General features: G+C 34.5%; 23 protein-coding genes and 1 pseudogene. 18 read left to right on the top strand and 6 right to left on the bottom strand.

Going from position 1 to position 23,766, the window contains the following annotated elements; genetic code table 11:
- The first annotated feature begins 183 nt into the window (after positions 1-183).
- From comGA to FHL06_RS11105, 11 genes are all read left to right on the top strand, one after another.
- Positions 184-1,152, top strand: coding sequence for a competence type IV pilus ATPase ComGA (comGA, locus tag FHL06_RS11155; protein ID WP_153386581.1), 969 nt, complete (start codon positions 184-186; stop codon positions 1,150-1,152).
- Entirely contained in the window at positions 1,118-2,131 is a 1,014-nt protein-coding gene (locus tag FHL06_RS11150) for a type II secretion system F family protein (protein ID WP_153386579.1), read from the top strand. Before comGA ends, FHL06_RS11150 begins: the two co-directional genes overlap by 35 nt.
- Entirely contained in the window at positions 2,131-2,466 is a 336-nt protein-coding gene (gene comGC / locus FHL06_RS11145; RefSeq protein ID WP_153386577.1) for a competence type IV pilus major pilin ComGC, read from the top strand. Before FHL06_RS11150 ends, comGC begins: the two co-directional genes overlap by 1 nt.
- Positions 2,447-2,896, top strand: coding sequence for a type II secretion system protein (locus FHL06_RS11140; RefSeq protein WP_192917965.1), 450 nt, complete (start codon positions 2,447-2,449; stop codon positions 2,894-2,896). The genes comGC and FHL06_RS11140 overlap by 20 nt, the downstream gene beginning before the upstream one ends.
- A complete protein-coding gene (locus FHL06_RS11135; RefSeq protein WP_153386573.1) occupies positions 2,880-3,161 on the top strand; it encodes a prepilin-type N-terminal cleavage/methylation domain-containing protein in 282 nt (93 codons plus the stop codon). The genes FHL06_RS11140 and FHL06_RS11135 overlap by 17 nt, the downstream gene beginning before the upstream one ends.
- Positions 3,139-3,591 carry a ComGF family competence protein gene (locus FHL06_RS11130; RefSeq protein ID WP_153386571.1) on the top strand — a complete coding sequence of 151 codons (453 nt, stop codon included), beginning with the start codon at positions 3,139-3,141 and terminating at the stop codon, positions 3,589-3,591. Before FHL06_RS11135 ends, FHL06_RS11130 begins: the two co-directional genes overlap by 23 nt.
- A 265-nt stretch (positions 3,592-3,856) precedes the next feature.
- Positions 3,857-4,870, top strand: a complete 1,014-nt coding sequence (locus tag FHL06_RS11125; RefSeq protein ID WP_153386569.1) for a class I SAM-dependent methyltransferase — start codon at positions 3,857-3,859, stop codon at positions 4,868-4,870.
- A 10-nt stretch (positions 4,871-4,880) separates the two neighbouring features.
- Entirely contained in the window at positions 4,881-6,077 is a 1,197-nt protein-coding gene (locus tag FHL06_RS11120) for an acetate/propionate family kinase (protein ID WP_153386567.1), read from the top strand.
- A 180-nt stretch (positions 6,078-6,257) separates the two neighbouring features.
- A complete protein-coding gene (locus FHL06_RS11115) occupies positions 6,258-7,934 on the top strand; it encodes an oleate hydratase (protein WP_153386565.1) in 1,677 nt (558 codons plus the stop codon).
- A gap of 630 nt (positions 7,935-8,564) precedes the next feature.
- Positions 8,565-11,174 carry a bifunctional acetaldehyde-CoA/alcohol dehydrogenase gene (adhE, locus tag FHL06_RS11110; protein WP_153386563.1) on the top strand — a complete coding sequence of 870 codons (2,610 nt, stop codon included), beginning with the start codon at positions 8,565-8,567 and terminating at the stop codon, positions 11,172-11,174.
- 260 nt (positions 11,175-11,434) lie between these two features.
- On the top strand, positions 11,435-12,679 hold the full coding sequence (locus tag FHL06_RS11105) for an MFS transporter (protein WP_162000274.1): 1,245 nt from the start codon (positions 11,435-11,437) through the stop codon (positions 12,677-12,679).
- A gap of 41 nt (positions 12,680-12,720) precedes the next feature.
- Here FHL06_RS11105 and FHL06_RS11100 read toward each other — a convergent pair whose 3' ends face one another.
- From FHL06_RS11100 to FHL06_RS11090, 3 genes are all read right to left on the bottom strand, one after another.
- Complete coding sequence (locus tag FHL06_RS11100) at positions 12,721-13,578, bottom strand: glycerophosphodiester phosphodiesterase (RefSeq protein ID WP_153386561.1); 858 nt, start codon at positions 13,576-13,578, stop codon at positions 12,721-12,723.
- 81 nt (positions 13,579-13,659) lie between these two features.
- Positions 13,660-13,893: a transposase gene (locus FHL06_RS11095; RefSeq protein ID WP_153386559.1), complete on the bottom strand. Its 234-nt coding sequence runs from the start codon at positions 13,891-13,893 to the stop codon at positions 13,660-13,662.
- 73 nt (positions 13,894-13,966) lie between these two features.
- A complete protein-coding gene (locus FHL06_RS11090) occupies positions 13,967-14,287 on the bottom strand; it encodes a DMT family transporter (RefSeq protein ID WP_153386557.1) in 321 nt (106 codons plus the stop codon).
- A 144-nt stretch (positions 14,288-14,431) separates the two neighbouring features.
- Here FHL06_RS11090 and FHL06_RS11085 point away from each other — a divergent pair, with 144 nt between their 5' ends.
- A complete protein-coding gene (locus tag FHL06_RS11085; protein ID WP_153386555.1) occupies positions 14,432-14,851 on the top strand; it encodes a GNAT family N-acetyltransferase in 420 nt (139 codons plus the stop codon).
- Between the two features lie 24 nt (positions 14,852-14,875).
- Here FHL06_RS11085 and FHL06_RS11080 read toward each other — a convergent pair whose 3' ends face one another.
- Positions 14,876-16,057, bottom strand: coding sequence for an MFS transporter (locus FHL06_RS11080; RefSeq protein ID WP_153386553.1), 1,182 nt, complete (start codon positions 16,055-16,057; stop codon positions 14,876-14,878).
- Positions 16,058-16,351: 294 nt separating this feature from the next.
- Between FHL06_RS11080 and FHL06_RS11075 the strand changes: the two genes are divergently transcribed.
- Positions 16,352-16,990, top strand: a complete 639-nt coding sequence (locus tag FHL06_RS11075; protein ID WP_153386551.1) for a GNAT family N-acetyltransferase — start codon at positions 16,352-16,354, stop codon at positions 16,988-16,990.
- A 162-nt stretch (positions 16,991-17,152) separates the two neighbouring features.
- Here the strand turns inward: FHL06_RS11075 and FHL06_RS11070 are convergent, their stop codons facing one another.
- Positions 17,153-17,773, bottom strand: coding sequence for a cation efflux transmembrane domain-containing protein (locus tag FHL06_RS11070; protein WP_153386549.1), 621 nt, complete (start codon positions 17,771-17,773; stop codon positions 17,153-17,155).
- Positions 17,763-18,089: an ArsR/SmtB family transcription factor gene (locus FHL06_RS11065; RefSeq protein WP_272950465.1), complete on the bottom strand. Its 327-nt coding sequence runs from the start codon at positions 18,087-18,089 to the stop codon at positions 17,763-17,765. Before FHL06_RS11065 ends, FHL06_RS11070 begins: the two co-directional genes overlap by 11 nt.
- A gap of 133 nt (positions 18,090-18,222) precedes the next feature.
- Between FHL06_RS11065 and FHL06_RS11060 the strand changes: the two genes are divergently transcribed.
- The 5 genes and pseudogenes from FHL06_RS11060 (at position 18,223) to ltrA (ending at position 23,400) form a co-directional block, all read left to right on the top strand.
- Positions 18,223-19,095: an ROK family protein gene (locus FHL06_RS11060; RefSeq protein ID WP_153386548.1), complete on the top strand. Its 873-nt coding sequence runs from the start codon at positions 18,223-18,225 to the stop codon at positions 19,093-19,095.
- A gap of 1,071 nt (positions 19,096-20,166) precedes the next feature.
- Entirely contained in the window at positions 20,167-20,817 is a 651-nt protein-coding gene (gene deoC / locus FHL06_RS11055; protein ID WP_153386546.1) for a deoxyribose-phosphate aldolase, read from the top strand.
- A gap of 394 nt (positions 20,818-21,211) precedes the next feature.
- Entirely contained in the window at positions 21,212-21,460 is a 249-nt protein-coding gene (locus tag FHL06_RS11050; RefSeq protein WP_153386545.1) for an aldose epimerase family protein, read from the top strand.
- A gap of 6 nt (positions 21,461-21,466) precedes the next feature.
- Positions 21,467-21,625, top strand: coding sequence for a sugar-binding domain-containing protein (locus FHL06_RS15160; protein ID WP_153386543.1), 159 nt, complete (start codon positions 21,467-21,469; stop codon positions 21,623-21,625).
- Positions 21,626-22,312: 687 nt separating this feature from the next.
- Positions 22,313-23,400 (top strand): annotated as a pseudogene (ltrA, locus tag FHL06_RS11040) (group II intron reverse transcriptase/maturase).
- The last annotated feature ends 366 nt before the right edge of the window (positions 23,401-23,766 follow it).

Below are 23,766 nucleotides of genomic sequence, written 5' to 3'. Positions count from 1 at the left end.
CGAACATCTAAAGGGCATGAATGGTGTCCTTTTTTGGTGTTCTTAAATGGTTATTACTAATAAATGGTATACAAAAATAAAGTTGATGGCAAAATACCTATCAACTTTATTTATCGTACAGCCTAAACTTTTTGAGTTTGCGGTCTTTTTTTGCGTAATTTTTTCTCGAAAGGAGATGAGAATATGACGGCAGAGACAATGGTTAAGAATCTTTTAACTGAAGCATGTGTTAATAAAATTTCTGATATTTATTTTTTGCCGAAAGAGAATTTTTATCATTTGGAAGCTCGTAATTCATTGCAAAGCTATACAGTGGCGGATTTGGGCGTTGATGAAACCCTAATGATTATGAACTATTTAAAATTCAATTCAGGATTGGATATTTCAGAGAGACGCCGCTCTCAAAAAGGGGCCTTCAATTTTATTTATCAAAATAAAAAAATCTTTATTCGCATTTCATCTGTCGGTGATTTCAAAAATCGAGAATCAATGGTCGTTCGTTTAATTTATCCTCAAGAATTTAATGCAAAAATAAATGAGGAAATAATTGAGCAACTGCTGCCGATTTCTCAACAAAAAGGAATGATGTTATTTGCTGGACCCATGGGTTCAGGGAAAACGTCTCTGATGTATGCCTTAGGTCGAGAGTTAAGTTGGAATAAAAAAGTGATGTGTATCGAAGATCCAATTGAGATAGTAGAGGATGAATTTTTACAATTGCAAGTCAACGCTGAAGCAGGGATGACTTATGAAGAGTTGATTAAGACAAGTCTCAGACATCGGCCTGAAGTTTTGATTATCGGAGAGATTCGTGACAAACAAACCGCTAATCAAGCTATTCAAGCAGCTATTTGTGGCTACACCGTTATGACGACGATACATGGAAAGTCGAAATTTTCAATCATTCAACGATTGCGACAATTTGGAATTGATGACCAAGAAATAATTAATTCAGTCAATCTAATTTCATATCAAAGACTGATTCCAATCGTCAATGACTTAGAAATATTTATTGATACTTTAAATAACCAACAAATTAAACAATATTTGAAAGATAGTAAAGAAGATGATGAGTGGAAAACTCAGATACAAAAAACCTATCAGCAAGGAAAAATCAATGACCAAGTTTATCAAGAATATCTTCACGGATAAACGCATCAAAAATAGTCAAAAGGGCGAGTATTTATTATTAATTAGTAAGCTATTGAGAAATGGATTTTCACTAAGTCAGTCGATAAATTGTTTACGCTTACTAAACAGAAACGATATTTTATTTGAAAAGATTCATCATGATTTGCGGTATGGAGCAATGATTTCACAATCACTAAGACATCTAGAATTGCCCAGTGTCGTTTTCAATCAATTGGTCATTGCCCAAGATCATGGCAAATTTGATTTAGCCCTAGAACAAACAGGGATACTCTTAAAAAATCAAGCTAGACAAGTAAATAAATTGAAAGAATTAATGGCGTATCCAAGTTTTATCTTTGCCTTCTTAATGACGATGTTAATAGGAATGAAGCTTTATATCATTCCGCAACTGGAATTAGCAAGCGGAGGAAAGAATATCGATTTGTTTTTAGAATTAATCATTGGTTTAGTTTTAGGAATAATCTCGGTAATAACATTATTGTTGATTCGACTCAGAAAAAAGGTCGAGTATAAACGTGCTTTAATGATTGTGAAACTTCCGCTTATTGGTAAAATTTATTTGAGCTTTTATCAATTTCTGATTTTACAAGGCTTAGGTATGCAATTAGCTAGTGGCATGAATTTATATGACATTTGTGAATCCAACAAACGCTTCCAAAATGATTCGATTCAAGGCTATTTATCAAATAAATGTATCGACGGATTAACGAATGGAAAAAGCCTTTTGAAATTGATTGAACAGGAACCACTTTTACCAAATCAATTAAAAGCCTTGTTGGAAGCTGGTGAAAGTGGTCCAAGGTTAGCACAAGACTTGTTGTTAATGTCAGAACTTAAGTTTGAAGAAACTAAACAAGGTTTGAAAAAAACCTTAAATTTAGTTCAGCCAATTTTATTTGGCGTGATAGCGATTGTTATCGTGGTGACATATTTGATTGTTTTATTACCAATTTATGCAATGATGAAAGGGATGTCCTGATGAAAAGAATACGCAAAGGCTTTACATTAATTGAAATGGTAATTGTTTTGTTCATTATTTCTTTGTTGTTATTGATTATGATTCCTAATTTGGCGGCACAAAAAGATCATGCTGATAAACGGTCTGAAGAAGCTTTCAGAACGACATTAAAGACACAAGCTGAACTTTATTATGAAAATCATAAAGGAGAAGCTGATTCAGAGACGGTTACTTTAGGTCAATTGGTTAAAGAAAAATATATAACAGATTCTCAAGAAAAACATGCTAAGCAATTAAAGATTGATGAGAAACAAAATTTATTGGGTGAAACTGATGATGCTCAAGCAACGACTTAGAAGTGGCTTTACACTTTTAGAAACGACGATTGGACTATCGATTGTTTGTAGTTTAGCTTTAATATCTTTAAGCAATTTGCGTGATTATCAAGCACAAATTGAAGAAAGACAAGCGTTGGAATGGTTCAAAAATTCTTTTAAAAGTGCTTTTAATTATAGTTACTTGAACCATAATGTTGTCACATTAAGGGTTGAACCAGGAAAGAATATAGTTGATTTTTCTCATCGTGAAGGTCTTAAAGTGAAACATGTAAGAAAACTATTTCCTAAAACGTTGAAGTTAAAAGATAAAGCAAAAGTCCAGTATACGATTTACAATTCTGGTCAAGCACCTCCAATCACTATCCAATTTATTTATAGCTTAACTAATAAGACTTATATTTATAAAATTCAAATGATGTGGGGCGAAATAATTGAGACGACGTCATAAGGGATTTATCTTAGTCGAATCGCTTATTTCATTGTCGATTTCATTAATGGTCGTTTTGACGTTGACTTATTGTATCAACGAACAATTCAAATTGTTGAACAATTGGGAAGAACGGGTCAATGCACATAAAATTATGCTTTTAAATTTAAAAAATAATAATATTCCTAATCCTTTAATCATTAAGAATCAGGAATATTATTTTTTTCGACATGAAAATAAGTTTGAAGTAAAGGTGAATAAAAATGTTTACCAAATGGAATTCTAAAAGAGATGGTTTTGTTTTATATGAAGCGGTGCTTTCGTTAATGATAACGATTATGACTTTAGGAATTTTGCAGCAGTCTTTGCAATTATTAAAGACGATTCAAAGAGTTTCTTTTCGAGATCCACTGCGTTTGCATATTTCTTATGAAAAATTAGATAGCATTCTCTCACAAAATGAACTCGTGGAAATTGATAATAATAAGATTATTTATAAAAATAAGAATGATAAAAATTTGAAATGGGTCGTTGAAAAATATGGCAGTAATATTTTGCGACTTACAGCAGCAGTTAAAGGTGGTCATGAACCGATTTTTACAAATTTAGATACAGACCATCCAGTTACTATTGAAAAAATTCAGAATTTAGTTATTATTACAACAGTGAATAAAGCCGGTCAAAAATCACAGATGTGTTTTATAAATGATCCGTAGATTTTTCGAATACAGTCAAAAACATAGCGGAACAGTGCTACTAAATAGTATATTAGTACTATCGGTCGCTATTATGATTGTAGGGTACAGCAATTCTTATTTATCGAATCAAGTTGATGATTACCGGCAATTAGACAAGCTTTATAAGCGACAAATTTCAGAGAAAATTAATAAAAGTAATAAAATAAACTATAGCGAATCGGTCAATCCTTGAATAAAATCGGTTCCAACGTTAGAATTTTATTATTAAGCAAAGAGGTTAACTATGTCAGAAAAAGATATGCAATCATATTTTGATAAGCTAAATGAGGCTAATTCAATTTTGAAAAAGTCTTTGAAAGTAGAAAGTATTGATGCACTTGCTGAAACATTGACAAATATTTCTGATGGCAAGGTTTATGTGGAAAATGGCGTGCCAAATGAAGATACTGCCAAGAAATTGGAAGGTATTTATAATGAGCTAAAAGACTTAGGCCTAACACCATTACAATTAAAGCAGGCCATCACTGTTTCAATTATCAAAGCTCAAAAAGATGACAAAGCTGAAGTCAACAAGTTGATGACTCCAGATACAATTGGTTTAATAGCGAGCTTAATTGCTTATGAGGTACTAAATGTTCAAAATAAAACGAATGTGAATATTGTTGATCCAACTGTTGGAACTGGTAACTTATTGATTGAAGTTATTGAACAATTGAATATGACTGACAAATTTAAAATTAATGCAGCAGCACTGGATAATGACGATGCTTTAATTGCTTTAACTAAGTCGTTTAGTGAAGTTATGAACTTAAATATCGATGCTTATCACCAAGACAGTATTGCTGATTGGGATATTACTGACATCGATATGGCGGTTGCTGATTTGCCAGTTGGTTATTACCCAATTGATGACAATGCTAAGAACTTTAAGACAAAGTCGGATGAAGGTCATTCATATGTGCATCATTTATTGATTGAACAAACAATGAATAATTTAAATGATGGAGGAATTGGTATATTTATCGTACCTTCACAAATTTTCCAAACCGATCAGGCTAAGAAATTATCTGAATGGATGGTTTCTAGTGTTTATTTGCAAGCTGTTTTGGATTTGCCTGCTGGCTTGTTTGCTTCCAAAGAAGCTCAAAAGGCAGTAGTTGTTTTACAAAAGCATGGTGCAGATGCTAAACAAGTTGGAAATGTTTTGATGGGCACAATACCAGATACCAATAATCCAAAGTTATTCGAAGGATTTAAAGACCAGTTGCAAGACTGGGCGAAAAATTTTAAAGGTTAGGTGAGATTAAATGTCTAAAATCATGGCCGTTAATTCTGGTAGCTCTACACTGAAGTGGAAACTATACACAGTACCTGAGGAAAAAGTTATTGCTAGGGGGATGGTTGACCGTCTTGGTCTCTCAGACTCAGTTTTTGAAGTTGAATTTGCAGGAAAAAAAATCAGTGAAATGGGCGACATTCCCGATCACACGACCGCAGTTAACAAGATGCTTGATAAATTGATTGACTTAAAAATTATCAAGAGTTATCACGAAATAACTGGTGTTGGTCATCGAGTAGTTGCCGGTGGCTCTATCTTCAAAGATTCAGCCGTAGTGACTCCTCGAGTGATTCAGCAAATTAAGAACCTTTCTGAATTTGCTCCACTGCATAATCCTGGTCAAGCTGCTGGTATCGAGGCGTTTGAAAAAATATTGCCCGATGTACCGCAAGTGGCTGTTTTTGATACTTCATTCCATCAAACGATGGACCCAGTGAATTACTTGTATAGTATCCCTTATGAATATTATGAAAAGTATGGAGTTCGTAAGTTTGGCGCTCATGGTACAAGTCATCGTTATGTCTCACAAGCTGCGGCTGACTTTTTGCACAAACCAATCAATGATTTGAAGATTATTTCATGTCATTTAGGTAGCGGAGCTTCAATCGATGCAATCGAAGATGGTAAGTCAGTCGATACATCAATGGGTTTTACCCCACTAGCTGGTATCACAATGAGTACTCGTTCGGGTGATATCGATCCTTCGTTAGTGGCTTATTTGATGCAAAAATTAAAGATTACCGATCCAACAGAAATGGTTAAGATTCTAAATACTAAGTCAGGATTATTAGGAATTTCTGGCGTTTCACCGGATATGCGTGATTTACTTGCTACTCGCGATGAAAACGACCGTTCTGATTTAGCTATTAGAATTTATGAAAATCGTATCGTTAAATATATCGGTTCCTACATTGCTCTTCTTGGCGGCGTAGATGTAATTATCTTCACTGCCGGTACGGGTGCTAAGAATGCGGAGATAAGAGCTGATATTTCCAATAGTTTTAACTATATGGGTGTAAAAATTGATAAAAAAGCTAATGAAAATGGTGAAGACACGCGTCTTATCAGTACAAAAGATTCTTCAGTTCAAGTTGTCGTAGTTCCAACTGATGAAGAATTAATGATTGTTCGTGACGTTGTTCGACTAACTAAATTTAGTGATTAAAAATTAAAAAAATCGCAAATTCATAAAGGTGAATTTGCGATTTTTGCTTTTTATATTTTTAACAAAAAATAGATTGAATATCTTAAAAATATTGTTATGAAAGCCTTTACTTTTTGTGGTGAACTGCTATATTTAAGTTGTATAAAACAATAGTCAATTTTGAACGGAGGTTAAATTGTTATGACAAGAAAAGCCTATATGATTGGTACTGGTGTCGGAAACCTCGCTGCCGGTATCTATTTAATTCGTGATGGAGGATTCAAGGGCGAACAAATCACCATGATGGGTCTAGAAGATCACGGTGCTAATGATGGTGCAGCCGTTAAAGATTACCAAGATGAATACGGCAATCAAGCACTATCAAATAGTAAAGGATTTTTAGCAAAAGGTGGCCGAATGCTAAACGAGGAAACGTTTGAGAACCTTTGGGATGTTTTGCGTTCAGTTCCATCCTTGGATCACCCTGGTCAAACTGTAACCGATGATATTTTGAATTTCGATCACGCACATCCAACACATGACGTAGGTCGTTTGATCGATCACAACGGACCACGTGTAAATCCTGGAAAGAATAATTATAGACACATGCAATTTGATAACAAAGATCGTTATTTACTGTCTAAATTGATGTTGATGCCTGAAAAAGACGAAGAGAAATTGAATAATATCAGTATTGCTGAATGGTTCAAGAGCACACCTCATTTCTTCACAACTAATTTCTGGTACATGTGGCAAACGACCTTTGCATTCAAACGTGCAAGTTCAGCTGTTGAATTGCGTCGTTACATGAACAGGATGATTTTGGAATTCAGCCGAATCAATACTTTGGAAGGAGTAACTAGAAGCCCTTATAATCAATTTGAAAGTATCATTTTGCCAATGCGCAAATATTTGGAAGACCGCGGCGTAACCTTTATCAACAACCGTAAGGTAACCGACTTAGAATTCAAAGATACGCCATTGCAAGATGACATTATTGTGACCGGTTTGAAGTATGAAGAAGTCGACAACGATAATAAAGAGGGACACATTGATATTGATGAAAACGACTTAGTCTTCGATACCAATGGTTCAATTACTGACAGTTCATCGATAGGTGATTTCGATACACCATTCAAAGAAAATATGGATTATGCCCCAAGTGCTTTGCTTTGGAAGAAAGCTGCCGAGAAGTTCTATTCATTGGGTAATCCGGATAAATTCTTTGGCGACCGTTCACAAAGCGAGTGGGTCAGCTTCACCGTTACAGCTAAAGACCACTTCTTGTTAAATGAAATTGCAAGGATCACTCAACAAGAACCTGGAAATGCTTTGAACACATGGATTGAAAGTACGCCATTACTATCAATCGTTGTTCACCATCAACCACACTTCAAAGCTCAAAAACCTAACGAAGCTATCTTCTGGGGTTACTTCATGTATCCAAGAAGAAATGGCGATTACGTACAAAAGCCAGTTATGGAAATGACCGGAAAAGAAATGTTGGAAGAACTACTAGGACATCTAGCAGAAGTCGATCCAAGTAAAGATAACATCAAGAATCATACAAAAGAAATCATGGATAGCATCGTCAATGTAGTGCCAGTATATCTACCATATGCCAGCGCTATGTTCAATCAAAGAGCAGTAGGCGACCGTCCAGACGTAGTACCAAAGCACAGCAAGAACCTAGCCTTCATCAGTCAATTTTGTGAACAACCATTTGACATGGTATTTACAGAACAATACTCATTTAGAGCAGCCCAAAGAGCCGTTTATACATTGTTGAACATTCCATTAACAGAAATGACACCAATGCATCATTATGAGAAGAATCCTAAAGTTATGGCTCGAGCTACTAAGACCATGTTTAGATAAAGCAGAGAGCGGAGCAGGACCGCTTAGACACTGAGGATTAGAGCAATTTCACCAATTGCTCGCGTACCTTGCGAGTGATTGGTGAAATTGCTCTAACCGGAAGTGTCTGTCCTGCGCAGCTCGTTTCCACAATGCAGCCAGAAAGAATGGTTATTAGGTTAAGAAGTATTGTTATTAACATAAAACTAATGGTTATTTATCTAAAACACAAAGTTATATATTCAAACCAACTAACCAGGTAAATATAACTCCAAGTTGATTCAACATACCCAAAACCTAAAACCATCCAACCCCAAAAACTAAAGACAAATCGTCAAACTCCCAAAAAAGGACGCAAAAATCCAATCTTGGGAGTTTTTTTACGTCCAAAATTAATCCAAAATAAAAACAGACTTGTGAAAAAAACATCCTACATCACTGACTTTGTGAATAAAATTTCACAATAAAATTAATAAAATCTAATCATAATATAATGACAATCAGTACGCCAAATCCATTACGTGTTGATATATCAACGTGGATACGTTTTCATTCAGATTTTAGATTAAAAAGGTTGAACAAAAAATACACAGTGATAATATAAAACGTGAATTAGTTAACAAATATAGTTTCAATCTTGGAGGTAATCAAATGTTGAAAGGTTCCAAAGACACAAAGGTTGATGAAAAAAAAGAAGATGTAAAACCTGTTATTGATGCCATGGTTGCTAAAGCTCACAAAGCTTTAGATATCATGGATAGTTATACTCAAGAACAAGTTGATCATATCGTTCATCAAATGGCTATTGCTGGATTAAATGCTAGTTTTAAATTGGCTAAGTTAGCTTACGAAGAAACAGGTCGTGGCTTAGTCGAAGATAAAGTAATTAAAAATATGTATTCTACCGAAGAAATTTGGCACTCAATTAAACGTGACAAGACTGTTGGTATCATTGAAAACGACAAAGAACACCGTTTGATCAAGGTTGCTGAACCACTTGGCGTTTTAGCTGGTGTTACTCCAGTTACCAACCCAACTTCAACAACAATGTTCAAATCATTGATTGCTTTGAAGACTCGTAATCCAATTATTTTTGGATTCCACCCACAAGCTCAAAAATCTTCAGTTGCAGCTGCTAAAGTTATGCTAAAAGCTGCCGTTGATGCTGGAGCTCCAGAGGGAGTTATTCAATGGATTGAAAAGCCAAGTATTGAAGCTACTTCATACTTGATGAATAACGATGGCGTTGCCAGTGTCTTGGCTACTGGTGGTCCCGGAATGGTCAAAGCTGCTTATTCAACAGGAAAACCTGCTTTAGGTGTTGGACCCGGAAATGGTCCTGCTTACATTGAGAAGACAGCCAACATCAAACGTGCCGTCAACGATATCATGATTTCAAAGACATTCGATAATGGTATGGTTTGTGCCGCTGAAAATAGTGCCATTGTTGATGCTGATATTTACGATGAAGTTAAAGACTTATTTGAGAAAAATAAAGTTTACTTTATCAAAAAAGCTGATTACAAGAAATTAGCTGACGCAATGTTTAGACCAGAGGGTGGAGTTAAAGGCCCTATCGCTGGACAATCAGCAACTAATATCGCTAAATTAGCTGGAATCAAAGTTCCAGCTGATACAAAAGTTCTTGGTGTCGAGATTGAAAATGTTGGTCCAAAAGAACCACTTTCAGCTGAAAAACTCTCACCAGTTCTTTCAGTCTTTAAAGTCAAAGGTCACAAAGAAGGCTTCAAGAAAGCTGATGAATTGTTGCACTTTGGTGGTTTAGGCCACACAGTTGGTATTCACACAATGGATGAAGATTTAGCTACTGAATTTGGTATCAAGATGAAAGCTAGTCGTGTACTAGTTAATACTCCTGCTGCTATCGGTGGTATTGGTAATCTTTATAACGAAATGATTCCATCATTAACGCTTGGTACTGGTTCATGGGGTAAAAATTCTATTTCTCATAACGTATCTTCATTTGATTTGCTTAATATTAAGACAATCGCTAAACGGAGAAATAATATGCAATGGATTAAACAACCAAGAGTTTACTATGAAAAAACTTCAGTTCGTTACTTAGAGGATCTTGAAGGAATGAAGAGAGCCTTTATCGTTTGTGATCCAGTGATGGTTCAACTAGGTTACGTTGATACAATTACAGATGAATTGAAACGTAGTAAAGTTCACGTTGAATATTCAATGTTCTCCGATGTTGACAATATTGTTACGACAGACGTTGTTAAACGTGGCGTGACACAAATGAATCTATTCAAACCGGATACAATTATTGCTCTAGGTGGCGGAACTACAATGGATACAGCCAAAGATATGTGGCTCTTCTATGAACACCCAGATGTTGATTTGTTTGGTGCAAAGCAAGGATTCATCGATATCAGAAAACGTACTTATAAGTTCCCTAAGCCTGAAAAGGCTCAATTTGTAGCAATTCCTACAACCTTTGGAACTGGTGCAGAAGTCACACCATTTAGTTCAATTATTGATACTGAAACTGGCACTAAGTACCCAATCGCTGATTATGCTTTGACACCTGATGTTGCTATCGTTGACTCACAATTTGTCGAAACGATGCCTGAAAATATCATGGCTGAATCTGGTATGGATGTTTTAAACAATGCGGTTGAATCTTACGTTGCCAATATGGCATCTGATTACACAAGACCATATGCACTTCAAGCTATCAAATTAGTCTTTGACAACCTTCAAAATGCTGTTAATGGCAATAAAGATGCCCAAGCTGAAATGCACAACGCTTCAGCTTTAGCAGGAATTTCATTTGGTAATGCCTTTGCCGGTGTTGGTCACTCGATTACTGATGTTTTGACAAATGCTTATGGAATTAGACATGGTTTAGCATCAATCATTGCCTTGCCACAAGTTATCAATTATAACTTCAAGCAACCAACAAAGATGACAATGTGGCCTAAGTATGAAAGCTTCAGAGCTGATTCAGACTATGCTTCAATTGCTAGATACGTTGGTTTGAGCGGTAAAGACAATGAAGCTTTGAAAGATGCTTTAGTTAAGAAGATTGTTGATTTAGCACATGCTGTTGGTATCAAGTTAAGTCTAAAAGATAACTATATTAAGAAGGGTGAATTCGATGAGAAGTTAGATGAATTGTCCGAAGAAGCTTTCGGTGATCAATTCTCATTCACAAACCCTAAGGAACCATTGATTTCAGAATTGAAACAAATCCTTGAAGACGTTTATGTCGGCAAGGGAATCGAAAAATAATATTATTTTATTTAGAAAAAGCGTTGAATCAAAAGTCTACTTTGATTCGACGCTTTTTTGTGCGTACCGATAATTTATTTGCAATTAAAATTGTTGAAACGTTGATATAACAGCGTAATGATTAATCAATAAATGAAGATATTTGGTATCTTGAAAATATCTTTCAATGATATACTCCTTATACAATTAGTGGGAGGCTGTTGTTCTCCGAAGGGGTAAAAATTATTGTGATTTCGTTAAAAAATAATAAGAGTTTCAAGATTAAAATCAATAAAGAACAGTGGAGTTGGATTATGTACGACTGGGCCAATTCCGCATATGGCATCATTGTTACAACTGCTGTTTTGCCAGTCTATTTTAAATCGATGGCCACTAGCAATCATATTTCAGCCGCTAGTTCGACGGCTTATTGGGGTTATGCCAATAGTTTCAGCACTTTGTTGGTATCTTTATTGGCGCCATTTTTAGGAGCCTTGGCTGATTATCCGCATTTTAAAAAACGTTTACTTAGTTTGTTTTGCTGGTTAGGAATCGTTATGACGGTTGGGTTAGCTTTTGTTCCATCTACTCAATGGCAATTGTTATTGATAGTTTATATTTTTTCAGCAATTGGTTATTCTGCTAGTAACTTATTTTATGATAGCTTTTTAACAGATGTCGCTGAAGATGAGCAAATGAATAAAATTTCTACTTATGGCTATGCTTACGGTTACTTAGGTGGCGTGATAGCATTTATTCTCTTTTTGATATTGCAATTGACTAGTGGCTTTGGAACACTAGATGGAGCAGGGATTGCTCGTTGGAGTTTTATGATTGCTGCAATTTGGTGGTTAGTTTTTTATTTGCCGTTACAAAGAAACGTCAATCAAAAGTATTCTGTTAAACCAACAACATCACCTTTGAATGGCAGTTTCAAACGAGTTTTTCAAACAATCAAACATATCAAACAGTATAAGCAAGTGGCATGGTTTTTGGTGGCATATTTCTTCTATATTGATGGTGTCGATACGATTTTTACTATGGCCACAGCGATTGGCTTAGATATTGGTATTAAAATTACTGAATTGATGATTGTTATGTTGTTCGTGCAACTGATTGCTGTGCCGTTTTCTATTTTATTTGGTTGGCTTGCCGATAAAACATCGACTAGAAAAGGAATCTTATTAGGAATATTTGTTTATTTATTGATTTGTTTATATGCTTTGAATTTGAAAACTAGTTTTGATTTTTGGGTCTTAGCTTTCTTAGTTGGTACTAGTCAAGGCGGTTTACAGGCTTTGAGTCGCTCTTATTTTGGGAAAATCATTCCTAAGGAGTCAGGAAGTGAATTCTATGGCTTCTATAATATTTTAGGGAAATTTTCAGCTGTCATGGGACCATTTATTGTGGCGGTCGTGACGCAGATGACAGGTAAGTCAACGATTGGGGCAGCATCGTTAAGTATATTGTTTTTAGTTGGATTAGTACTCTTCGCTATTTTGCCAAAACTTACTAATAATAAATAAAAACGGAAATCCATTTGGATTTCCGTTTTGTATTTGTAAAATTATTTCCAATGACTAATTAGTTTTGCCGTTTCTTTAGTGTCATTAGTGAAGACACTATCGAGTTTCAAAGTATTTAGAGCAGTGTAATTATCGTTATAAGTGTTTAAAACCCAACCGTTAGTTTTAAAGCCATTCTTATGAGCAATTTTGACTAATTTTGGCGTCCATTGATCTAATTTCAGTGAAATAAAGTCAATATAACGAGGAGCATTTTCAATTTGTTCACGGTATTGACGTTCGCTAGCTGAATCTAATAACCAAAGAGTAGGGACCTTCTTCAATGATTTATGAAAGCTCTTGATACCTGGTAAACTGGCATCCTGCATAATGATGTTTTTAGTCATCTTATATTTCTTAACTTCTTTGACTAAAGCTTTTTCAGTATCAGTATTATCGCCAGCATTTTTCTTAGCTTCAATTATATAATGAACTTTTTTATCGTAACGATTGAAGACATCCTTTAATTGATGGATTTTTTCGCCGTTGTTCAGTTTTACTTTTTTGATTTTGCTAGAATTTGAAGTTGAAATGGTTACATTGTGGCCGGTGGATTTCTTTAAGTTGTCATCATGGGAAACAAAGAGCTTTCCATCTTTACTGAGCCAAACATCTTGTTCAATGTATTGCGTTCCATCCTTAATGGCACGGTTATAACCACTGAAAGAGTGATCAGGATTATTATAGGGACTTCCACGGTGAGAAAAAATTATTGGTGAACTTGGCGAGGCGTGATTGACGCTTCGAGTGACAGGTGTAAGATTTTTTGCTCCGGGAACCTTAGCAGCTTGAACCGACGTAGCAGTCAGTGGTAAGGCGAGTAGTATTAGTAGTGTTGAAATCAGTTTCCTCTTTATCATAATTTTCCCCTTTAAATTATCTTGTACACTTCATTCTACTCAAAAAAATAGTGCTACTGCAAATTCAGTAGCACTATTTTATTAGAAATTATGGCCAGCTTTGTTTTCAATTGTCAGTTGTTTTGTTTTCTCACGTTCAATCTTATACTTATTCTTCAATTGACGGTTCTTCCAGTAACCATGGATACAGATAGCCAAAGGAATAGCACAAAAAGCCGAGGCTGCTGGAATAACCCATGGGTTGCCTTTAACAATAGCCATTTTTTCTTCGTTAAGTTTATCGAATTCTTCTTTAAATTCTTCAGGTGTCAACATATTTACGCATCCTTTCCAATCAGCTCAAGAATAACGTAAAATGAAAGCGTTGTCACTTATTTACGATTGGATATTAGTTTCCAGATGTGAATTTGATACCAATAATACTAATTAATAATAAGGCGACAAAACACCAAGTTAAAGGTGAAAGTTTGTCTCCAAACAAAATTACTCCGACTATAATAGAACCGACAGCACCGATACCAGTCCAGATGGGGTAGGCTAAACTCATAGGTAATTTTTTAATGGCAATTGCTAAGAAAAACATGCTGAAAAAAAGTCCCACTATGGTGTAGATTGTAAAACTTATTTTAGTGAAGCCGTGACTTAATTTCATCGTGGTTGCCCACACAGTTTCAAAGAGTCCCGCGATGATTAAATAGATCCAATTCATATTAATTCCTCCAAAAAAATAAGTACCCCTATCAATTCCTTCTATGGCCTAACGGAATTGATAAGAGTACTAGTTGTAGTGACACCCGGCAGTGTTGATTAATAAATTTATTCTAGCAAATTAAAAGATAGGTGGCAAATGAAGATGATTAGAAGAATGAAAACAGATGAAGTTGATAAAATTGCTGATATTTGGCTACAAGGCAATTTAGAAGGACATAATTTTATTAATCCTAATTATTGGATCGATAATGTAGACGAAGTAAAAAAGCAATTTCAACAATCGGAAATTTATGTTTTTATCGATGATACTTTGAAAGGTTTTGTCGGAATGCAAGGGAATTATATTGCTGGTATTTTTGTGCAAAAAGAATTTCAGCAACAAGGAATTGGCAAGAAATTACTCGACTTTTTAAAGCAGAATCATACAAAATTACAATTGACCGTTTATGAAAAAAACGATTTTGCTAAGAAATTCTATCAAAATAATGATTTTAAAGTAGTGGCTCAAAAAACTGATACCGCAAATGAAGAAAAGGAATTGGATATGATTTGGACAAAATAAAAGACAGACAAATTTGCCTGTCTTTTATTCTGCCTGAACGATTGGAAATTTTCTGACAATAAATGTTAATAAATATGATGCTGCTAAGATGAAGGTTACCACTAAGTATGGATAGTGCGTGTTCCAATCCATCAAAGCACCTGACATCAATGGGCCAATGACATTACCAACACTGGTCAAAGACATGTTCATACCATTAATTAGGCCTTGATTTGAACGACTTGATTTAGTTAATAACGTAGTAATAGCTGGTCTCAAGAGATCAAATGATGAAAAGATGACCAAAGTTGCGACAATTACTTCAATGTGCGTATGTGCTTGAGTAATCCAGAAAACGCATAAAGCACTTAATAGAAAAGCAATACTGATTAAACGCATTTCACCGATTTTATTGATAATCCAATTGAAAGCAGCTACTTGCAGAATCAATGAGATAATTCCATTTAAAGTTAAAACTAAAGCGATAGTACTTAGACCAAAATCGAAGACTTGGTTAACATAAATACTATAGATACTTTCAAATCCTTGTAAACCAAATGAGGATACTAAAATCATTCCAAAAAGCATCACCATTGGCAAAGTTAAGATGGATCTGATTGAACCTTTTTGTTGAGTCTTTTTCTCGGCTTCCATTTCTTCAACTTCAAGAACTTCTTTGTCTTCTTTTAGGAAGATGTAAGTGAAGATAGCACTGGTGATACTCAAAACACCGGCGACCCAGAAAGGAGTTTTATAAGTAATCCCAGCAAGGATTCCACCAAGACCAGGTCCTAAAATCAAGCCACCACTAAAAGCAGCTGACAACCAGCCAATGACCTTCGCACGATCCTTCATTGTAGTTAAATCTGAACCTAAAGCCATAGAAGTAGGGATGACCATAGCAGCTGACAAACCACCAATAATACGAGAAAGATTAAAGATAGGAAGCGTTGTTGCCAGAGCAAAGATAAATTCAGAAATCATGTAAGTGAATAATCCGAAAACAATTACTGGCTTGCGGCCAACTTTATCAGACATTTTGCCGACGATTGGTGAGGCTACGAATTGCGCAAAAGCAAAAAGTGAAGTCATGACCCCCATTTGTGACGTTGTAAAATTATACTCATTTTTAATGAAAGGTGTTACCGGAATGACTAGTCCGATACCTAAACAAATTAAAAAGTTGCTAAAAACAAGAATGTAAATGGATCTTTTGTTCTTCCCCATAAATTCCCCTCCTCATAAAATAAAATAGTTCAAAATTATTCTGCTGGTAGATAATTTGAGAATAATAAAACCGATAAAGGGTAAAGATACCCAATATCGGCTTGTGACGAACTTGTAATCACATTACAAGTAAGCATACTATGAATTTATATTGTTGTCTAATAATTTAATTCAATTTTTTTGTTATAATTTTATAGTAAAAATCACTTTTGGTATATAAACAAATTCCAATAATAGACAATTAGTCATTTTGCGTATATCATAGAAACATGGCTACATAAGGAGGTCATATTTTTGGATTTTAGAAGTGGGCTAAACAGTGAAAAACCCCAGATAATAAATTTACTAGTAGAATCATTTAAAGAATACATTACAATAAAGAATATGTTTCCATCAAAATTTCGTTCCAGTGCCAAGTTTGATAAGTTAATGAGAAAATACTTTGAACTTGAAGTTAATGTCTTTATGAAAAAAGGTTTGGTTTACGTAGGAGCTGACGGAAAGGGAAAACCTCGAGCAGTTGCTCTAATTGATTTTAATCAAGGCAGTCAAATTAGTAGTTGGGATTATTTTTCAATGGATGGTCTAAAATTACTTTCAATGATTTTTATGAGTGGATTTAGTGGCTTCAATGCACTCGATATCTTTAAATTTGAAGACCTATTCGATTTAGTTAAGGGTAAGAAAAAATGCGCAGTTGAGTACCTAGCTGTGGATAAAAAATTACGCGGTCAAGGTATTGGTAGTAAAATGCTGAACAACCACATTAGCCCTTATGTTAAAAAAATTGGTTACCGAAATATTATTTTGGAGACCAACACACAAAAGAACGTTAAATTTTATAAAAAGAATAATTTTGCCGTGCGCTCAGTTAAAAAGGTTAACTTGAGTCATGGGGATGTTAAAGATTGGGTCTTGTCTAAGACCGTTTAATTAGATATGAAAAGAGCCGTACACGTTGTGTATGGCTCTTTTTTTATAAAAACAACTAATTCCTACGACCTAAGAGTACCAAATAATCTAAAAGGTGGCGCCTTTATTAAGGAAACTTAATTATTAACCTTATTATTGGTATTTTGGCTTAATTCAAGCAAGTTACTTTCGTATTCCGTTTTGAAAAGATTCCAATCCTTCGCTAGCTATGAAATAAACTAGCACTAAGGCAGCGATTGAGTCGACCCACCAAAGACCGAAAAGGGCAGTCAGAATGGCACCGACGAGAACCGTTGCCGCCATGTATGCACAAGTAATATTGCACATGCCATCTTCAATCAAAGCATCAGAATGAATAGCTTTTCCCAATTTTCTTTTTTTCAAAGTTAGGATTGGCATTAAGATGACTGATGCAATAGCAATGGCGATTCCATAGAAACTGGATTCAGATGCTTGGTGCGTGAAGAGATTGAAGAGCGAAACGCCGATGACGTAGACGCAAAGCAATAGTAAAACTGAACCGACTATTAAGGATGATTTCTTTTCAGCTTTAACGATTTCGGAACTATCAGCTCCGTTGAATTCTTTTTTCAAACGCCAAATCAAAGTACTGCCAGAGATGATTTCCAAAAAGCTATCCAATCCAAAGGCAATTAAAAGAATCGATCCAGCTTTAATCCCCGAATAAAAACCGACAATAAATTCAAAAGCCATCCAAGCTGTGGAAAAGTATTCCGTGTGTAAACTCTTTTTAAGTAAATCAATATTTTGGCTATTCACCATGTTTTTTACCCCTCATAACGTGATCCGCGTGTTCAAGCGTTTCATTGATAACATCAAGAATATGTGGATCGTCCAGTTGATAATAATTTGATTTGCCAACTCGCTTAGCACTGACCAATTGATATTGACGTAACAAGGCTAATTGGTGTGACACGACCGATTGTTCCAGTCCTAATAAGTTAACGATTTCCGTAACATTCAACTCTTGCTGTTCTAAGATATATAGCATTTGCAACCGAGTTGGGTTGCTCAACATTTTGAGAATTTTTTGCGATTCATTCAAAAGTTGTTCGTTGATTGGTTTTGGATTTGGCAAATTATCCCTTCTTTACATATGTTGTGTTTAACATATGTTAATTATAACATATTTAAATGAAAAAAGTTGCACACATTTGCTGAAAACGTTACCATAATTAATATGAGAGTTTAGAAATGGAGATAAGTTAATTATGGAAGATTTGGGACTGATTGATATTGGTGGAACATCAATCAAATTTGGTGTATTGGTTAATGAAGAATTGAAGCGGATGGACTCAATTAAAACACCCGAAAATTTGGAAGATTTTTACAAAGAATTGACAACTAAAGTTAATGAAATGAAAAATAATTATCCAATTGCTGGTGTAGGAATCAGTTCACCTGATGCCGTTAATAAAAAAACAGGCATTGTTGAAGGAATTTCAGCAATTTCTTATATTCACAACTTCAAAATTCAACCTGAATTAAGCAAGAGATTCGACTTGCCAGTAAGCATGGAAAACGATGCAAATTGTGCAGCTTTAGCAGAAGTTAAATATGGAGCAGGAAAAAATGTCAATAATCTATTATTTTTGATTATCGGCACCGGTGTTGGCGGTTCATTTATTGTTAATCGAAAGATTATTCATGGTGCACATCTTTTCGGTGGCGAGTTCGGATTCACCTTAAATAGCGAGGATAAGACTTTAAGTGAATTGGGAACATCAGTCGGCGTCGCAAACAGATATAATGAGCAATCTGACACTAATTACACAGGAAAAGAAGTCTTCGATTTAGCTAAGAAGGGCGATAAGTTAGCTCAAAAAGAAGTTCAAATTATGTATCATGCTTTGGCTAAGGGGATTTACAACCTACAATATAGTTTTGATCCCGAGCTAATCGTCTTAGGTGGAGCCGTTTCCAATAATCCTGATTTATTACCAGGCGTTAAAAACGAAATTGAAAAAATTCGCAAAACAGTTGAAATAGCACCATTTAGTCCAAAAGTTGTTTTATGCAAATATACCAATGAATCGAATTTATTGGGTGCAGCAGTTGATTTTCATCAAACATATGGAAAATAAAAAGACACTTCAGATCTTAAAAAATCTGAAGTATCTTTTCTTATATAGCAGCCGGAATTTTTCTAATACAGTGACTATTGCAGGCACATTTTTTATCGTCAATCATTTTACAGTGACAAATGCCATCTGAACTTGCACAACGACAGCCAGCAGCACATGTCATACCCTCGTGACAGTAAGGATTCTTTTCAGCCAATTTTAACGCTCCCTTGGAAAATATTTGGTATCCTTAAAATATTACAATGGTAGATTTTGTGCAAGGAGAAGTCTTTATTGTTTTGAAAGATATTGTTAAGAATATTAAGTCAATTAAGTAATGCAAGAAGATAATCCAATTAGTAATACAATGTCAAGTTTGTAGTTGCAATAAATAAAAATATCGATTTTAAATTTTATAAAACCTTCTTTATCTAATAGAACTTTGATTAATATTTGGTTAGGAAATTATATATAATTCCAGCGATAGCTACAGATATATCCAGTCCCAGTCCTAATAATAATAATGTAACTAATAAAGACCACGCTTGATCTAGAATAATACGATTAACGATAATTATGTTGTCATAATATGTACGCTCGATCCAGTCACACATTATTAAGGTTATTGGTATGGTAAGTAGAATACTTATAACATAGGAAATTATTTTATAAATCTTATTTATATATTTTGAAATCATTCTTAGCCCTCGACAATACTAATATTTATAAAAAAGATAACCCATACAACTTGATTATAATTAAATTATGTTTGTTAAACAAGTTACTAAAAAGTTAGAAAATGGAAAGGAAAATAGAATCTCTTAATTATAAAAAAATATTTATCCTTTGTTAGGAGGGAGTAAGTTGTTTCTTGTTGACAGTTACAGGAACGTAAAATGGATTGTTTTATATGTTAATAATAAAAATATCATTTAAAATTTTGTTTCAATAAGGATTATATTGTTTACTACTATTTATTCGATTTTATTAATAATTATAAATATTTTATGAACATAATTTCTATATATCTATTTACAAATACTAAAAAATTGATATGGTTAATTTATAAATCTGTGAAAGGGGTTTCTAAAAATGAGGCTTAATAAATATATTGATCATACGTTACTATCACCAGAAGCAACCAAGAAAGAGGTTGATCATGTAATTAAGGAAGCTAAAGAAAATGATTTTGCATCAGTGATGATTAATCCTTACTGGGTAAAGCATACTCATGATGAACTGTTAGGTACAGATATCCAAACAGCAACAGTTATTGGATTTCCTTTAGGGGCAAATACCACTGAAATAAAAGTTGCAGAAACTAGAAAAGCACTACTTGACGGTGCTGATGAAATTGATATGGTACTGAATATTGGTGAACTTAAGGGTAACGATTTAGATGCAGTTGAATCTGATATTAAATCAGTAGTTAATGCAGGACATGCGGAAAATAAAATTGTTAAAGTCATTATTGAAACTGCATTATTAACGGATGATGAAAAAGTAACAGCTGCCGAATTGGTTATGAAGGCAAATGCTGATTTTGTAAAGACCTCAACAGGATTTTCAACTTCAGGAGCAAAGGTTGAAGATGTCAAATTACTTAAAGAAACTGTTGGAAATAAAATTGGTGTTAAGGCTTCTGGTGGCATTCATTCAAAAGAGGAAGCAGAAGCTATGATTAATGCGGGTGCTACAAGATTAGGAACAAGTGCCAGCATTAAAATCGTTAATGGAAGATAATTGGCAAAACGGAGGATTTAATAGGTGAATAGTCCAAATATAATGATGAATAAAAGAAAAAATTCATTTATTTAAGTTGGATGCAGAGCCAACTGATGATGAATATTTAAATAAGAATCCGATTTTCCACGTTGTTTTATTATCATGCTTATTTCCGATGTAGGCGGATGTAGTTAGTTTTAATGATATTTTAATTACATAATTTAAAACAATTTTCACATTGAGTAATTTACCAATGTCTTTGTACAAAATGATTTCTAAAGGGGTTATTTAGTGCAATCTGCCTTATAAAAAATAAAGATTTTAAGATAAAATCTTATACATATCCATCAGGTGTTGAAGGGGTTATAGTTGAGAATTCACGTGAACATCTTACTTTATACCATATATGAGAATGATTATTTGGGATGCTATATTTGATAAAATCTCTTTAAAAATGCAGGATATGTTTTCTCAGCCGCCTCCCGGAAAAGAAATTGTGGATACTTATGAATGCTTCCAATTTTCATCAGGATTATTGGCTAATGGCACACCAGGACTGGATGATCATTATGAATTACACGGTGAAATTCCAAACTCTGGTGATATATGTTCCAGATTCATTAACTCTGAGGGCAAAATTGCGAATGAAAACATTAACTAAAGAACCATGGGAATATCATTAAATGATCTTCGTAAAAAAGAATATTCTATATTAGTACCTGATAGTGAAAAGAAAATTGAATCAATAAAAGCGGCATTAAAGTTGAGATGTGCTAACGTTTTTATAATGGATGAAAATACGGCCAAGGTGTTATTGAACGAATAATCATTTTTGTCGTTGTATATAATAGTGAAGGATATAGTATTTATAGCTTTGAGCAAACAGTTGTTGATTTATGAAAACGGGCACATGTTTTAGAAGACTTTGTATTTTTGGTATAGATGGACAAGTGTTATGTTGAATTTATCCATTATAGTTTCAATGTATTTTTTATTAATATATAAGATTTGTTTAATTACTTTTAAAGATAAGGAGTTCAACAAAAAGAGCATTCACAATTGTGAATGCTCTTTTTGTTTTAAGTGCGCTCGGCATGGGCGTTAACTTGTTGGTGAAAGTCCACTGTGAACCGTAATAGTCGGAATTACTAGTCGAAGACAAGGGTGTCCACCGTGAGGTGGAATCTGAAGGAAGTTTAAAGCAAAATACTGAGCTGATGAACAAAAATCGACTATAAGGCTGGAAATATTGGATAAGCCTGCTTAACAAGGTAAAGCCCCAAACTACTCGAAAATATTTCTAGTAAAGTTGGCAGCTACATGGTATGAAAGTTGGCGTTCTTACCCGGGGAGGTCTGTATCATATGTTTGGCAAGGAAACGGAATGTATCCTACGAACAAACCAAGCAGCGGTGTTTGGCTGAATGATACAGAAGTCAGCCGAGATCATAGTAGTCGATTGCGACGAAGGACCGAACATTAATAACTTTTTTCGATACTGGAGGTGGAAGCGGTGCGACAATCGCAGAAAACAGAACAAAAAGCTGACCATCTGAGGATGATAGGTTTGGAAAATCAAAGGAAATCAGAGGCGCGTAGTACCGCCTCTGGTGAGAGCACGAATAAGAGTGGCATTTCATTTAAAGAATTAGTTTTGAATAGAGACAATCTCAATCTAGCTTATAAACGAGTCTATAAGAACAAGGGAGCTCAAGGAATAGACGGAATGACTGTCTATGAACTGTTCGACTATATCAAAGAGAACAAAACTCAATTGATAAAGTCATTAAGCAACCTTACCTATAAGCCCAAACCTGTCAGAAGAGTAGAAATACCTAAACCTGATGGGTCAAAACGTAAGTTAGGGGTACCACAGTCGTTGACCGTCTGGTACAACAGACAATTGCGCAAGCAATGACGCCTATGTTTGAGAATGTGTTTTCTGATAATAGTTTTGGATTTAGACCAAATCGAAGTGCTCATGATGCTATAAAACGTGTCACAGAATTTTATGATCAAGGCTATCACGTTGTGATAGACCTTGACCTAAAATCATACTTCGATACAGTCAATCATGACTTACTAATGAAATTCATCAAGCAGTATATTGATGATGAATGGTTATTGAGAATGATTCGTAAATTCTTGACTAGTGGAGTAATGGATGGACAACTATTTCAAAAGTCCGAAAAAGGAACGCCACAAGGTGGCAACCTTTCTCCATTACTAGCTAATATCTATTTAAATGAACTCGATAAATTACTTATGTCCCGTGGACATAAGTTTGTTCGCTATGACGATGACTGTAATATCTATGTCAAAAGTAAACAAGCTGGATATCGAGTTCTTGAAAGTATTTCGAAATTTCTTGAGAAGGACTTGAAACTAACCATCAATCGAAAGAAAACTAAAACTAGAATTAGAAACCTAATGAAACTTGGTATTCCAAAGAATCAAGCTTGGATATTCGCCAATATCCGTAAGGGTTACTGGCGAACAGCCCATAGTAAGACCCTGTTGTACACTTTAACGAATAGAAAACTCGAGTCCCTTGGACTAATAAATATGTCCAAGAAACTCGAGTCTATTCAAAATGCTTAAATTAATGAACCGCCGTATACGGAACCGTACGTACGGTGGTGTGAGAGGTCGGTGACTAATCGTCACCTCCTACTCGATTTAAGGGAAAATATATAAATAATAATTTAAAATTATAAAAAATTAATTTAATTATAAAACGGGGTGCATAATTAATAGTCACTAACTAGAATTCACAAAAAAATATAACCTTGTTGAATGCTTTTATCAATAAATTTGTAGAATACTTAAAATAAAGTATGTCGAAAATTACAAGAACAAGTTAGCCACTTGTCCAAAAATAAATACGAAATATATCAGTACCAGAAAAGTACATTTCTAAACTCCACAGAAACTAGTGAATAGTTCCCGTGGAGTTTTGTAGTTTAA

This window comes from Companilactobacillus halodurans (assembly GCF_009600985.1).
Classification (GTDB): Bacteria; Bacillota; Bacilli; order Lactobacillales; family Lactobacillaceae; genus Companilactobacillus; species Companilactobacillus halodurans.
Note: the sequence above shows the minus strand (reverse complement) of the source record. Positions and strands in the feature narration are given on the sequence as shown.